Source organism: uncultured Acidaminococcus sp. (assembly GCA_900538365.1).
Classification (GTDB): Bacteria; Bacillota; Negativicutes; order Acidaminococcales; family Acidaminococcaceae; genus Acidaminococcus.
Genome location: UPXT01000012.1, coordinates 22,717 through 37,442, shown reverse-complemented (window position 1 = coordinate 37,442; position 14,726 = coordinate 22,717). Strand labels below are relative to the sequence as shown.

13 protein-coding genes and 1 other RNA gene are annotated in these 14,726 nt (G+C 51.9%); all 14 read left to right on the top strand.

Annotation, left to right across the window (positions count from 1 at the left end; genetic code table 11):
- Nucleotides 1–311: 311 nt before the first annotated feature.
- The 14 genes from QZQ08_RS04045 (at nt 312) to pyrR (ending at nt 14,715) form a co-directional block, all read left to right on the top strand.
- Entirely contained in the window at nt 312–578 is a 267-nt protein-coding gene (locus QZQ08_RS04045; RefSeq protein WP_296328220.1) for a YdbC family protein, read from the top strand.
- A 358-nt stretch (nt 579–936) separates the two neighbouring features.
- Complete coding sequence (locus QZQ08_RS04040; protein WP_296328216.1) at nt 937–1,878, top strand: D-2-hydroxyacid dehydrogenase; 942 nt, start codon at nt 937–939, stop codon at nt 1,876–1,878.
- A 91-nt stretch (nt 1,879–1,969) separates the two neighbouring features.
- Nucleotides 1,970–2,332 (top strand): lipopolysaccharide assembly LapA domain-containing protein, encoded by a 363-nt coding sequence (locus QZQ08_RS04035; protein ID WP_296328213.1) that lies wholly within the window; start codon nt 1,970–1,972, stop codon nt 2,330–2,332.
- A gap of 11 nt (nt 2,333–2,343) precedes the next feature.
- Nucleotides 2,344–4,680, top strand: coding sequence for a single-stranded-DNA-specific exonuclease RecJ (gene recJ, locus QZQ08_RS04030; RefSeq protein WP_296328212.1), 2,337 nt, complete (start codon nt 2,344–2,346; stop codon nt 4,678–4,680).
- Nucleotides 4,681–4,693: 13 nt separating this feature from the next.
- Nucleotides 4,694–6,916, top strand: a complete 2,223-nt coding sequence (locus tag QZQ08_RS04025) for a bifunctional (p)ppGpp synthetase/guanosine-3',5'-bis(diphosphate) 3'-pyrophosphohydrolase (RefSeq protein WP_296328210.1) — start codon at nt 4,694–4,696, stop codon at nt 6,914–6,916.
- Nucleotides 6,917–6,925: 9 nt separating this feature from the next.
- Nucleotides 6,926–7,375, top strand: coding sequence for a D-aminoacyl-tRNA deacylase (gene dtd, locus QZQ08_RS04020; protein ID WP_296328208.1), 450 nt, complete (start codon nt 6,926–6,928; stop codon nt 7,373–7,375).
- Nucleotides 7,376–7,388: 13 nt separating this feature from the next.
- Complete coding sequence (locus tag QZQ08_RS04015; RefSeq protein WP_296328206.1) at nt 7,389–8,012, top strand: MBL fold metallo-hydrolase; 624 nt, start codon at nt 7,389–7,391, stop codon at nt 8,010–8,012.
- Between the two features lie 12 nt (nt 8,013–8,024).
- Nucleotides 8,025–9,095 (top strand): AI-2E family transporter, encoded by a 1,071-nt coding sequence (locus QZQ08_RS04010; protein ID WP_296328204.1) that lies wholly within the window; start codon nt 8,025–8,027, stop codon nt 9,093–9,095.
- A gap of 91 nt (nt 9,096–9,186) precedes the next feature.
- A complete protein-coding gene (gene hisS, locus QZQ08_RS04005) occupies nt 9,187–10,449 on the top strand; it encodes a histidine--tRNA ligase (RefSeq protein WP_296328202.1) in 1,263 nt (420 codons plus the stop codon).
- Nucleotides 10,450–10,455: 6 nt separating this feature from the next.
- The gene (aspS, locus tag QZQ08_RS04000; protein WP_296328197.1) at nt 10,456–12,246 is read left to right on the top strand and encodes an aspartate--tRNA ligase; all 1,791 of its coding nucleotides are present in this window, start codon (nt 10,456–10,458) and stop codon (nt 12,244–12,246) included.
- Nucleotides 12,247–12,556: 310 nt separating this feature from the next.
- Nucleotides 12,557–12,738, top strand: a non-coding RNA gene (gene ssrS, locus QZQ08_RS03995) — 6S RNA.
- Nucleotides 12,739–12,784: 46 nt separating this feature from the next.
- Entirely contained in the window at nt 12,785–13,240 is a 456-nt protein-coding gene (gene lspA / locus QZQ08_RS03990; RefSeq protein ID WP_009015580.1) for a signal peptidase II, read from the top strand.
- Complete coding sequence (locus tag QZQ08_RS03985) at nt 13,192–14,148, top strand: RluA family pseudouridine synthase (RefSeq protein WP_035224064.1); 957 nt, start codon at nt 13,192–13,194, stop codon at nt 14,146–14,148. The genes lspA and QZQ08_RS03985 overlap by 49 nt, the downstream gene beginning before the upstream one ends.
- A gap of 12 nt (nt 14,149–14,160) precedes the next feature.
- Nucleotides 14,161–14,715, top strand: a complete 555-nt coding sequence (gene pyrR / locus QZQ08_RS03980) for a bifunctional pyr operon transcriptional regulator/uracil phosphoribosyltransferase PyrR (RefSeq protein WP_296328186.1) — start codon at nt 14,161–14,163, stop codon at nt 14,713–14,715.
- The last annotated feature ends 11 nt before the right edge of the window (nt 14,716–14,726 follow it).

Below are 14,726 nucleotides of genomic sequence, written 5' to 3'. Positions count from 1 at the left end.
CTTACTTCCTTTCTTTTAAGGATGCAATGGAGGCATTTTTATTTCCACAAGGGTTCCTTCCTCAAGATGGATCCTGCCCTTATGGACGGCCCTCTTGCGGAAAAGGCTGTAAAGGGTGCTTTTTTCACACACTCCTTTTTCCTAAAAAGGGACTTTTTTATCAACGCCTCCTTTTCTGTGCTGAAAGGCCGTTTTCACGCAATAATCGGGAAACATGGTTTTCCTGATTTACGGTATAATATGGGTAGGCCTACGACGCTGCAGCAAGATATAGATCCAGCACTAGAAATCGACAAAAAGGAGTATGTATCATGCAACAGAAACAGAACGGTTCCGACAGCGATTTTTCCTTTGACATCAAGCGTCATATCGGTGTTCTTTCGACGACGCCCCGAGGGTGGACGAAAGAGCTCAATATTGTTTCCTATAATGGCGGCCGCAGCAAGCTTGATATCCGCCTGTGGAGTGAGGATCATCAGAAGATGGGCAAGGGAATCACCTTGGTACGGGAAGAAGCCGATATTCTTTACGCCCTTTTGACGAATATGCGGGATAAACAGACCCAAAAGCGGGGATAGCGGTAAGCAATCCCAAGATTCAGTTTCATAGAGAAAAAGGTGCTTCAGTCCCTTGTTCCGGAAAAGGGCTGAGGTTCCTTTTTGCGTTTGGAAATGGCAGCTCGGCTTTTATCACTGACAGGGCAACGGCTTTTGACCAGATGAATATGCTCCTTCTCGTTGATAGACGGGCTTTTTAACGCAATCGGGCTTTTTCATCAAGAAAATCCAGCGTCATGTCTTAGGCATGATTTCATCCCTCAAAGGAGGCTGGATGAAGGGCTGGCAATCGTCCATTCCCCATTGCTCAAACCCCTTTTTTTCGCTACAATAAAGGTGTAACAAACAGTCTGAAAAGACGTCAGAGGAGGTTCATATTGTGAAGGTTTCTGTTGTTATGCCTGTAACAGATACACATAAAGCGGCTCTTAAAAAGGCCGCTCCAAACGCTGAATTTACGTTTGGAAAGAATGAGGCGGCCCTCAAGGAGGCCGATGTCATCATTGGAAATATTGCGCCTCAGAAGGTCAAAACCCTGCCCAAGCTGCGTTTCCTGCAGCTGAATTCAGCTGGGGCCAATACCTACTGCGAACCTGGCATCCTGCCAGACGGTGTGGCTCTTACCAATGCTACAGGTGCCTATGGAATTGCCATCAGTGAACATATTCTGGCGACGCTTCTTTTTCTCATGAAGCACCTTCCGACTTATTATGATCAGGGTAAGGCGCATTGCTGGAAAGACGCCGGTCCAGTGAGAACGCTCTACGGATCTACGGTCGCTGTCATTGGTTTTGGCGATATTGGCCGCCATTTTGGCCGTATTGCAAAAGCCATGGGAGCCTACGTCCTTGGTGTCAGACGTCGCTCATCAGACCTAGTCCCAGAAGCTGATGAAATGGGGACCTTTGCCTTGCTGGGGGATATTCTTGCCCGGGCTGATGTGGTCGTCTCCTGTCTTCCTGACACACCGGCTACGCAGGGGCTGTATACGGAAAAGCGTTTCTTTGGGATGAAGCAAGGGGCTCTTTTTGTCAACATCGGCCGCGGCAATGCCGTGGATCAGGACGCACTTAAGATGGCCCTCCAAAGTGGGCATCTTGCCGGCGCTGCCATTGATGTGGCAACGCCTGAACCGCTTCCTGAATCAGATCCCTTGTGGGAGGCACCGAACCTTCTTGTGACGCCGCACGTGAGCGGCGGTTACCATGCCCAATCGACATGGGACGCAATCATTGCCATAAGCTGTCGCAACCTCGAGCACTTCATCAAGGGGGAACCTCTCGAAAATATTGTCGACAGGGAGACGGGCTATCGCAAATAGCCACTATTTTTTGGGATTTGCCTAAAAAATTGCAGGCCAATCTATGATATAATATTTTGTTCACTATGATAAGTTGAGAGGAGGCAGTACCATGTTTTATATGATTATCATGGGAATCCTTTCCCTGTGTGTGGCCATTTTTGCTGTCCAAAACGCTGTGAGCGTGGAGGTTTCCTTCCTCTTCTGGCATTTTTCCATGAGTCTTGCCCTGATTATCATCGGCTCCCTTCTCATTGGTCTTGTCCTGTCAGGCCTCATTGCCCTTAAAGTAAAGGCCGGGCACTTCATGAAAGAACGACGCCTCAAGGGGCAGATTAGGGCCCTTGAAGAGGAAAATGCCGAGAATCGGCGCAAGATGGGAACGGTTCCTCATTTTAAGGCAAGACCCAAGGTCTCTGACGCACCCCAAAAGGATACTGATCCCATCATCAAACCATTTGAACCAGGAAAGTAGGGATTTTATCCATGATCTGCAGTAAAATCAGTCACAAGGTGGGGCCCCTTGATCCCGACCTTTTGAAAACGGGAAAGGCCTTGGGCCTTTCTCCTGTTCTTATGGGGATTCTCAAGAGAAGGAACCTGACGGACCCTGAAGCCATCCGGACCTTCCTTGACGGCAGCCCCGAGCCTTTTCATGACCCCTATGGGCTGCTCCATATGGAGCGGGCCGTCACGAGGATCTGTGAAGCCCTCAGCAAGGAGGAGAAGATCACAATCTACGGAGACTATGACGTAGACGGAACTTCTGCCAGCTCCTTGCTCTTTCTCTTTTTAACAAAAAATTTGGGCGCCAAGGCTGCCGTTTATATTCCCCGCCGTGATACAGAAGGGTACGGACTCAACCTAGAGGCCCTTGAAAAAATCTACGGCGGTGGGTCGACCCTTGTCATTACTGTCGACACGGGAATCAGCGGAGCGGACGTAATCAAGAAGGCACCTGCAGGTCTTGACGTCATCATAACGGACCACCATCTGGCCCCGCAGGAGCTGCCGGCGGCCTACACGGTCGTAAATCCCAATCAGCCTGGCGATACATACCCTGAAAAGGGCATCTGTGGCTGTGGAGTGGCCTTTAAGCTCTGCCAGGCCCTGTGGCATCATTTTCATCCCGAAAGCGCGCTTTGGACAGAGTTGATTGAGCTTGCTGCCGTGGCAACAGTAGCGGATGTAGTGCCCCTTGTAGGGGAAAACCGTGAGATTGTTCGCAGGGGACTCAAGAAAATCGCCGATACGCCCCTTGTGGGACTGCGCGCCCTGGTCCAGTCGGCGACGCGGGAAGGCTCACCCATTACGACCGATACCATTGGTTTTGGTCTTGGGCCTCGCATCAATGCCGCTGGACGTCTGGATGATGCCATGCTTGCCGTAAAGCTAATGACAACAAGTGACAGCGAGGAAGCGAGCACCCTCTCCCGCGAGCTCAATGACCTTAACGCCAAACGCCAGGAAATCAGTCAGCGCATCTTTGAAGAAGCCGAAGCTATGCTGACGGCCTCGGGCAAGATCCCGACTTGGGGCATTGTCCTTGCCAAAGAAGGCTGGCATCCTGGTGTCATCGGTATTGTGGCATCCCGCCTGACCGAAAAATACCACCAGCCAACGATCCTTATGTCCATCAAGGATGGCATCGCCAAGGGGTCCTGCCGCAGTATTCCCCCGGTCCATCTCTATCATGTCCTGGAAGCCTGCCGCCCTGCCTTGATCCAGTTTGGCGGTCATGCCCAGGCAGCAGGCCTGACCATGGAAAAAGATAAAGTAGATGACCTGCGCCGCCTCTTTACGGAGGCCGTGAAAACGGCCCTTCATGGCGAAATCTATGAACCAGAAGTGGAACCAGATTATTTCATTCCCGAAGGGGAGGCCGTGACGGAAAAAATTGTCCATGAGCTCGAACGGCTCCAACCATTTGGCCAGGATAATCCGGCCCCCATCTTGGGGTTTGAAAAGGCTGTCATCACGGGTGTGCGCACCATGGGAAAAGAGGGCAGTCATCTGCGGCTTGATCTTTCAAGCGGCGGTTATGGCTATAAAGGTCTTTTATGGCAGGAAGGCCCGCGGAGCCATTACTTCTACGAGGGGGAAGAGGCAGCTGTGGCCTTTGCGCCCCGCCTCAACACCTTCCGCGGCGTGACCACGGTGGACCTTGAGGTCAAGGCTGTCGATACGGCACAGACGATCGTCGATTGGCGTCACAGCAACCTGAGTAAGGAAGCTATTTTAAATACTATTTTACAAAAAGAAGAAAAAACAGTACTATATAAGCAAGAAAGTGAAACAGAGCTGTCCTTTCTTCCTTGGGTCGATGTCCTTCCTTACGGGGCGCCCCTTCCCAGTGGGGTCAAAACGGTTATTTTCTATGATGCTGGTGCGTCTATCCTTATGGATGAGGCTCATTTTCCCCTGAAAGGAGCAGGTGTGCTCCATCTCCTGTATCATCGCGACGAGATGGTGGCCGCCCGGGAAGCCCTTCTTGCTTCCTATCCGGATGTCATGGGCTTACGCCGCTGCTATGCCCATATCCGGAGCGTCCTTGCATCGCGTCCTTGTGTCACAAAACAGGACCTTTTGGGATCGACACGGGATGGGTACCGCATTACGGAACGCGTCCTGAAGCTCTTTTTTGACTTACACTTTTTTCTGGAAAAAGATGGCGCCATCGTGCCGCAGCAGGTACAGCCCATCGACATGGCGGAAAGCCCCGCCTACCAGGAATTTTGCGCTGAGCGGGACCGTAAGGAAAAACGCCTGACCGCCGCTTGGCAGATGAAAGCTGCAGCCATTGCAGCCTTATGGAATAATTAGAGGGGGTGAGAAGATGGAACAGTTAGATGCAACACCAATCAGTGCAGAGGAATTTTATGCGAGAATTGGGAAATACCTGACCCCTCGCCAAGTGGAATTCGTCCGGGAGGCCTATAATTTTGCGGCGGAGCAGCATGCCAGCCAGAAACGGGCCAGCGGTGAACCCTACATCATCCATCCGCTGGGGGTAGCCAGCATCCTGGCCCAGCTTCATATGGATGATACAACCCTTGCCGCCGCCTTTCTCCATGATGTAGTGGAAGACACGGATGTGACCCTTGATCAGCTGACCGATATCTTTGGCCTTGAAGTGGCGGGTCTCGTCGATGGCGTCACCAAACTCGGCAAGATCGAATATATTTCCCGCGAAGAGCAGCAAGTCGAGAACTATCGGAAGATGTTTCTTGCCATGGCAAAGGATATCCGCGTGGTCCTCATTAAGCTCGCGGACCGCCTGCATAATATGCGGACCATGAAATACATGCCGCCTAATAAACAAAAACGGATTTCCAGCGAGACCCTTGAAATCTACGCACCCTTGGCGCATCGCCTAGGAATCTATGCCATCAAATGGGAACTGGAAGACCTATCTTTCCGCTACATGGAGCCGCAGCATTACTATGAGCTCGTGGAGCAGGTCAAGGTCAAACGGCACGAACGGGAAGCCATGGTCCAGGAGGCTATGGACGAACTGAGCCGTCTGTGCAGTGAAAGCGGGATCAAGTGTGAAATTCAGGGCCGTCCCAAGAGTTTTTACAGCATCTACAAGAAGATGCAGAAGGACAACAAGAGCATCAATGAAATCTATGACCTTCTTGCAGTCCGCGTCCTTGTTGACAGCGTAAAGGACTGCTACGGCGTCCTGGGCATTGTCCACGGCAAGTGGCGTCCGATTCCGGGCCGTTTCAAGGATTATATTGCTGTCCCCAAATCAAATGGCTATCAGTCCCTTCATACGACTGTCGTTTCTTCGAGCGGGCAGCCGCTTGAAATCCAGATCCGCACCTTTGAAATGCACCGCATTTCCGAATACGGTGTTGCCGCCCATTGGCGTTATAAAGAGTCCGGTGGATCCAATATGCCGAGCTCGTCTGACAAGTCGGCCGATGAAAAGATGGCCTGGCTGCGGCAGCTCCTTGATTGGCACCGCGATATGCGTGATCCCCACGAATTTGTTGATACGGTCAAGATGGACGTTTTTTCTGATGAAGTCTTTGTCTTTACGCCTCAAGGTGACGTCATTGACCTGCCTTTTGGCAGCGTGCCCATTGACTTTGCCTATCGTATCCATACGGGCGTGGGCAATCGCTGTGTCGGCGCCAAGATCAACGGCAAGATTGTTCCCCTTGACTATAAGCTCAAAAACGGCGATATCGTGGAAATCATTACCTCCAAGACGAGTCCCGGACCAAGCCGCGACTGGATCAACATCGTTGGGTCGAGTCAGACCAAGAATAAGATCCGTCAGTTTTTCAAGAAGGAACGGCGGGAGGAAAATATTGTCAATGGACAGGATATGCTTGAGCATGAATGCCGGCGCCTAGGCTATGATACGGCAAAGCTTTTGACGAGCGAAAACCTCAGGGAAGTGGCCACGCGGTCCCATTTTGACGGCAGTGAGGAAAACTTGCTGGCTGCCATTGGCTACGGCGGCGTCCTTGTGAGCACCGTCATGGTCAAGCTCATTGAGCTTTATAAAAATGCCCAGAAGCAGAATCAGACCAAGAACCTGTCCCAACTCCTTAAGGAACTTAAACCGCGGGTATCCAAACCCCATAAAGGAAGCCATGGCATCCTTGTCAAGGGTGAAGATGATATCATGGTGAAGCTTGCCCGCTGCTGCAACCCCATTCCGGGCGATCCGATTGTGGGCTATGTCACTCGCGGTCATGGGGTGTCCGTCCATCGCGTTGACTGCCCCAATGTCCTTGCCAATAAAGAGGAATCGGACCGCATGATTGAAGTGTCGTGGAACATCGACACGGACGAATCCTACAAGGTTGTCCTGCGCATGAGCTGCATCGATCAGACGGGCGTCATGGCCAACATCATGACCGTGGCCAGCGAGACAAAGGTCAATATCAATTCCCTCAATGCCCATACAAATCCAGATAAAACGGCTTATGTGGATCTGGGCCTTGACATTACAAGCCTTGAACAGCTAAACTACATCATTGGCCGCATGCGCCGCATCAAGGGCGTCTACAAAGTCGAACGCAAGACCAGCGGCCTGTAAAGGAGCATCATGAGAGCAGTTGTCCAGCGCGTGTTAAGCGCCAGTGTCAGTGTCAACCAAGAAGCTATCGGCCAGATCCAAAAGGGTTTTCTGATCCTTTTGGGTGTCGAAAAAGGGGACACGGATAAGGACCTCCACTACATTGTGGATAAGGTGGCCGGTCTCCGTGTCTTTGATGATGAAGCGGGCCGCATGAACCGATCCCTTGTGGATATTAAAGGAGAGCTCCTTGTCGTCAGCCAGTTCACCCTCTTAGGGGATGTGCGCCATGGCAAACGGCCTTCCTTTACCCAGTCGGCCCCGCCTGATGAGGCAAAAGGGCTTTATGAAAGGGCAGTGGCCCTTTTTCGGGAAAAGGGCATCAAGACCGAAACGGGACAGTTCCAGGCTCATATGGAAGTATCCCTCATCAATGATGGTCCGGTGACCATCCTTATCGACAGCCTCAAAACATTTTAGGAGAAACCCATCTATGAAACTCTATCGCATTGTTGTAGGCCCCATTCAAGAAAACTGTTACCTCATCAAAAATGAGGAGACAGGGGAGGGCATCATCGTCGATCCTGGTGATGAAGCGCTCAAGATCATGGAGGCTGTTAAAAAAGCCGAAATCAAAAAAATCACGGCCATCTTTATCACCCACGGTCATGGCGACCATATTTCAGCCTTGGACGAGGTCAAGAAGCTGACCGGTGCCAAGGTCTATATGAGCCGCGAAGATGCGCCTATGCTCCGCGTTTGGAACAGCAGCCTATCGTATTCGACGGACCGGGATAAGACGTTTGATCCGCCTGACGTCTATTTTGAAGACGGCATGACCGTTACGGAAGCCGGTCTGACCTTTACCATTGCTGCAACCCCGGGCCATACCCGCGGCGGTGTGTGCATCATTGGCGACGGCGTTGTTTTTGTCGGGGATACGATTTTTCTTGAATCCATCGGCCGTACGGATCTTCCCGGCGGTTCCTACGATGATATCCTCACTTCCATCAAGACAAAACTCCTGACCCTCCCCGATGAGTATCGGCTGTTTCCTGGTCATGGACCGGATACGACCGTGGGCTGGGAAAAACGGAGAAATCCGTTCCTGCAGTAAGAGGCGGTTTTTATGACGACACAAAAACCTTGGGGAATGCTTGTCAAGTCGGCTTTTGCGCTGTTTGGTTTTGCGGCTTTTTGCCTGGTTGCCGACTTCCTGCTTCCCGTCCTGATTTCCATTGCTTTTTCTTATTTGCTGTATCCCATTGTCCGGGCGCTTGAAAAGATCACGTGGGGACGGGACCGCCGTATGCCGAGTGCGGTGGCCGTCCTCCTGTCATTTGTCATCTTTCTTCTGTTTATGAGCGCTGCCCTCCAGATTCTCATGGTGCCTTTGGTGACCCAGGTCAATACCCTCACCAAGGCCCTGCCGGGATTTGCCGCACAGGTGTCAGCGACTATGAACTGGTTCTTTGGCCCGGAGGCCCGTGCTGCGCTTCCTGCCAATGTGCAGGCCCTCATCAATGAAGCCCTGACCACGGCGGGCCGCAACGTCATGGCTCTTTTTCAGGACCTCATCTCATCGACTTTCCGTGTGGCCCGTTCCATGGCGAGCATGGTCCTCGTTCCTTTCCTGACCTTTTATTTTTTGAAGGATTGGCGGACCCTAAAGGCCATGGCGGTGAAGGTCTTTCCTTATGATCGGCAGGCGCTTGCCGAGAAGGTCCTTGAAGATATTGGCAGCATGCTTTGTACCTATGTGGACAATATGCTGAAGCTTTGTCTTGTGGCAGCAGGCTGCCTGACCATTGGCAATTATGTCCTCGGCGTGCAGTACACTTTGGTCCTTGGTCTTCTTGCCATGCTGACAGAGCTCATTCCGCTCGTGGGTTCTGTTGTGGGGACCTTAGTTGCCGTATTCGTTGCTCTTTTGCAGCGGCCGGCCTTGGCGCTTCAAGTCCTGATTTTTTATCTTGTCTACTACCAGGTCGACTCCCAGGTCATCATGCCCACCCTTGTGGGAAAAGCCATTACCCTGCACCCGGTCCTCATCATCCTGGCTGTCATCATCGGCGGAAAACTGGCCGGTGTCATTGGCCTGATCTTTGCTGTGCCGGTGCTGGCCATCATCAAGATTCTTTATAGCTATTTCTGGCATTGGGGAGAGCCTCTTCCCAAAGAGGGAGATACGGCAATTTAGGCCGCTTTATATTGAAATCACCTAGTATCTTGTGGTAAACTAAAGTGATTTACATGAACTTTTTTATTGAAGGAAACGGAGGGGATTATTTATGTTAACAACGGCACCCCGTGGTACCAAGGACATTCTGCCCGGCGCGGTCAATGGCTGGCGGTATGTCGAATCCGTCTTGCGCGACGTTTGCCGCGAGTTCAATTACCAGGAAATCCGCACGCCAATCTTCGAGCATACGGAACTCTTCCAAAGAGGCATCGGTGACGGCACGGACGTTGTTGATAAGGAAATGTATACGTTCAACGACCGCAGTGGCAGAAGCATTACGCTTCGCCCCGAAAACACGGCTGCTGTCGTACGTTCCTTCGTCGAAAATAAACTCTACGCTGAGCCCATGCCGCTGAAGGTTTTCTATATTGGACCCATGTTCCGGTATGACCGTCCGCAGGCTGGCCGTATGAGACAGTTCCATCAGTTCGGTGTCGAAGCCATGGGCTCCCAGTCCCCAGTGGTCGATGCAGAAACCATCCTGCTTGCCATTACGGTCCTCAAACGGCTCGGCCTCAAGGACCTCAAACTCAAGATCAATTCCGTCGGCTGCCCAAAATGCCGCCCCCAGCACCGCACCCTGCTGCAGGACTATTTCCGTCCGCATCTTAGTGAACTGTGCGAGGACTGCCAGAGCCGCTTTGAACGAAGCCCCCTGCGTATCCTTGACTGCAAGGTCGACCATGATAAACCCTTCATGGCTGGGGCTCCAAAGATTACTGATTCCCTGTGCGAAGAATGTCATGACCATTTTGAAATGGTCAAGAAACTTCTTGATGAAGCAGGCGTGGACTACGAAGTCGACAGCACCCTCGTCCGCGGCCTTGACTACTATACGAAGACGGCTTACGAAGTCCAGTATTCCCCGCTTGGAGCGCAGAGCGCCATTGGCGGCGGCGGTCGTTACGACGGCCTTGTTGAGGAACTGGGCGGACCTTCCACACCGGGCGTTGGCTTTGCTATGGGGCTTGAACGAATCATTCTGGCCCTTGAAAAGCAGGGACTCCTCAAGACTGAAAAAGAAGCCATTGATGTCTTTGCCGTTGTGCCTGACGCAGGCGGCACGGCAGATGCATTCAAAGCTGTCATGGACCTGCGTGAAGCCGGCTTTTCCTGTGACATGAACCAGATTGAACGCAGCATGAAAGCACAGATGAAACAAGCTGACCGCACAGGTGCTCGCTTTGCCCTCATCTTTGGGGAAGAAGAACGCAGCCGCGGTGCCGTGACGGTCCGCAACATGGCTGACAGCAGCCAGGAAGAAATCAAACGATCCGAGATTGTATCCTATATGAAAAAGGCAGAGGTGTAAAACAAGATGAGTTTTGAACGCAGTCACCACTGTGGTGAGCTTAGAAAACAAGACGCCGGCAAGAACGTCACCTTGTGCGGTTGGGTCAGCAAACGGCGTGACCATGGTGGAATTATCTTCATTGATCTACGTGACCGCTCCGGTCTGGTCCAGGTCGTTATTGATCCGGCCCATGATGACAAGGATTTCCATAAGGCGGAAACGGTCCGCAGCGAATTTGTCCTGCAAGTCAAAGGTACGGTCCGTAACCGTACGGAAGAGACGGTGAACCCGAACCTTCCGACAGGTGAAGTGGAAGTCGTAGTCAAGGGCCTTAACATCCTGAACCCGGCCAAGACGCCTCCTTTCTACATTCAGGACGGTGTGGACGTCGATGAAAATGTAAGACTGCGCTATCGTTATCTTGACCTGCGCAGACCGGAAATGCAGCGCAACCTCATCCTCCGTCATAAAGTGACGAAGCTTGTCCGTGACTTCATGGACAACCAGGGCTTCCTTGAAATCGAAACGCCAATGCTCTGCAAGAGCACTCCGGAAGGCGCCCGTGACTATCTTGTCCCGAGCCGCGTCAACCCTGGTAAGTTCTATGCCCTGCCGCAGTCTCCGCAGCTGTTTAAGCAGATTCTCATGGTAGCCGGCATGGAAAAATACTTCCAGATTGCCCGCTGCTTCCGTGATGAAGACCTGCGCGCCGACCGTCAGCCTGAATTTACCCAGCTTGATATGGAAATGTCCTTCATCGACGAAGACGATATCATGACGCTGACAGAAAACCTCATTGCCTATGTCTTTAAAAATGCTCTTGGAAAGGAACTGCAGGTTCCTTTCGGCCGCATGACCTGGGATGATGCCATGGATCAGTACGGTTCGGATAAGCCGGACCTGCGCTTTGGCATGAAGCTTGTCAACATGAACCAAGCCCTTGAAGGGACCCAGTTCAAGGTCTTTAAGGACATCATCGAAAAAGGCGGTCTTGTCAAAGCCATCAACGTCAAGGGCTACAGCGCCATCCCGCGCCGTGAACTCGACGGCCTTGTAGACTTTGTCGGTATCTATGGTGCCAAGGGCCTTGCTTGGATTATTGTCAACGAAGACGGTTCCATCAAGAGCCCGATTGCCAAATTCTTCAGCGAAGAAGAAATGAAGCGCATCCTGGAAACGGGCAAAGCTGAAAAAGGCGACGTCCTGCTCTTTGTGGCTGATAAGAATCCCCTTGTCGTGGCAGCCGCGTTGGGGGCCCTTCGTCTTGAAATGGGCAAACGCCTGAACCTCATCGATCCCGATAAGCTTGCCTTTACGTGGGTTGTGAAATTCCCTATGTTCGAATACAGCGAAGAAGAACACCGTTATGTCGCTATGCACCATCCGTTTACGTCTCCCTGCGATGAAGATGTGGATAAGCTTCTCACCGATCCAGGTCATGTCTATGCCAAAGCCTATGACATGGTCCTTAACGGCGTAGAAATTGGCGGCGGTTCCATTCGTATCCATGACCGCACTGTTCAGAACAAGGTCTTTGAAGCCATTGGGCTTACAGATGAACAGGCTCAGGAAAAATTTGGCTTCCTCCTGAATGCCTTCGAATTTGGCGCGCCTCCTCATGGCGGCCTTGCCTTTGGCCTTGACCGTCTCATCATGCTCATGGCGAAACGTCCGTCCATCCGTGATGTCATTGCTTTCCCGAAGACGCAGAGTGCTGTGGACGTCATGAGCCAAGCTCCGAACATCGTCGACGAAAAACAGATGCGCGAACTGCATATCAGGAGCACGGTCGTAAAGAAGGAAAAAGAAGAATAACCCCATTGACTGCGAGCTGAGGAGAAATCCTTGGCTCGTTTTTGTATGACGGGGAAGTCTCAAAGGTAAGGGTAAAAAGTCGGAAAGTTGAGCTGCGAAGGTGCGAGCCAGCAAGCGGGCACGTAAGGCGAAAAGTCAAGAGGGCAGCAAAATAAGCCCCATGCGGGAAGCCGTCATGCATTTTCTTGTTCCTTCTGTTTTTGCGCAGCGGGGAATCGTTCATTTTGCCAATCAGTCCGCTTTTTGAACTGGCTGATTCTCCCTCAAACCTTGCACCCATCCCCATTTCTTGCTATAATACAGGTAAAGAGCAACCCTCCGATGTACGAAAAAGTCCTATAGGTTTTGAGCCAACACTCTTTATAAGGGAGCCCGAAAACTCCGGCCGCTCATGGTATGCCCCCCTGAGGGGACATCAGCAGTGACAGGGAGGGCACCCACCTGCTCATGCAGGTTCAAAACAAGGGACGGAAACGGCATTGTAGGGCTCTTTCTTTTTTATATCAATTCATTCACGTTCGAAGGAGTCCGAAGCGTTATGCCTCTTGTTCTCATCAGTTTAGCCGTCATTATCCTGGACCGCGTGACGAAAATCCTGGTTCAATCCCATCTGGCAGAGGGAGAGAGCATTCCCGTCGTGCCAGGGGTCATGAGCCTGACTTATATTCTTAACCCCGGTGCTGCTTTTGGAATGCTGGAGCACCAGCGGCTGTTTTTCATCTTGATGACGGTTGCCGTCATTGCCGTCCTGATTTATTTCTGGCGCAGGATCAAAGAAGAAGCGATTGTCGTCCAATTGGGTGCAGCCTTTTTCCTGGGCGGGGCCGTGGGAAACCTCATCGACCGCATCGAAACGGGCTTTGTCATTGACTTTTTTGACTTTTATTTTTGGCCCATCTTCAATGTGGCCGATATCTTTATTTGTGTAGGAGTGGGGCTGATTGTATGGAATATTGTCATGGACGAATGCCGGAAGACGGAACCACAAAAGTAACTGAGCCCGCTGCAGAAAAGGATCAAGGGCTTCGCGCGGACTGCTATCTTGCTGACGTCCTGGATCTTTCGCGTTCAAGCCTGCAGCACGATATGGAAAAAGGACTTGTCACCAAAGAAGGAAAGCCGGTCAAGGCAAGTTATAAGGTCAAGTTGGGGGATGTCTTTACGGTTGTCATTCCGCCTGCTGTGAGCCTTGAGGCAGAACCTGAGCCCATTCCTTTAGCTATCCTCTACGAAGATGAGGATGTGATTGTCGTCAATAAGCCGCGGGGCATGGTTGTCCATCCCGCGGCGGGAAACTATACAGGGACCCTTGTAAACGCCCTTTTATATCACTGCAAGGATTTATCAGGAATCAACGGCGTTGTCCGGCCCGGCATTGTGCATCGCCTCGATAAGGATACTAGCGGCGTCATGGTCTGTGCAAAAAACGATAGGGCTCATCTGTCGCTTTCCCAACAGATCAAGGACAAGGAAGCCAAACGTACCTACATTGCTGTTGTGCGGGGCAATATCAAGGACGACCGGGGCCATATTGAGACCCTCATCGACCGAGACCCCAAGGACCGCATGCGTATGGCTGTTGTGCCTTCCGGCGGCCGCCTTGCCGTGACCGATTATGAGGTCCTTGAACGTTACGGCCGCTTTACGGTCGTGCGCTGCCGCCTCCAGACTGGAAGGACGCATCAAATCCGCGTCCATATGACTTATCTGGGACATCCCCTGGTGGGAGATCCCAAATATCAACCGCAAAAGACCTGTTTTTCGATTGACGGACAGGCCCTTCATTCTGAGACGTTGACGTTCCGCCATCCCCGGACGGGAAAAATCATGTCCTTTACAGCACCTCTTCCCAGCGATATGGAAACGATCCTGACGCGCCTGCGCCATGGCCAATTTCACTAAGGAGAATCCATCATGAGCATTTCAGTGAAAAAGAAAACAATAATGGATGAAGATGCAATGCGCCGCGCCCTTGTGCGGATTTCCCACGAAATTGTGGAACGCAACAAAGGTGTGGAGCACGTAGCCCTTGTCGGCATTACGACCCGCGGTGTACCGCTTGCCAGACGCGTTGCAAAGACCATTGAAGCAATCGAAGGCGTCCAGGTCCCTGTTGGCTCCCTGGATATTACGATGTACCGGGATGACCTTTCTACCTTGGGGTATAATCCTGTCATGGGAGAAACGGATATCCATTTTGACCTGAACGGCCGAACGGTCGTTCTCATCGACGATGTTCTTTTTACGGGCCGGACCATTCGCTGCGCCCTTGATGCACTCATCGACATGGGCCGTCCCAAGGCCATCCAACTGGCTGTTATGGTCGATCGGGGACATAAGGAATTGCCAATCCGGGCGGACTATGTTGGAAAGAACGTCCCGACGAGCACCCATGAAACAGTGAACGTCACCATCAAGGAAATCGATGGGATTGATGAAGTCGCTTTGGCAGATGTCAAAGCAAATTAAGAAGGATGGAC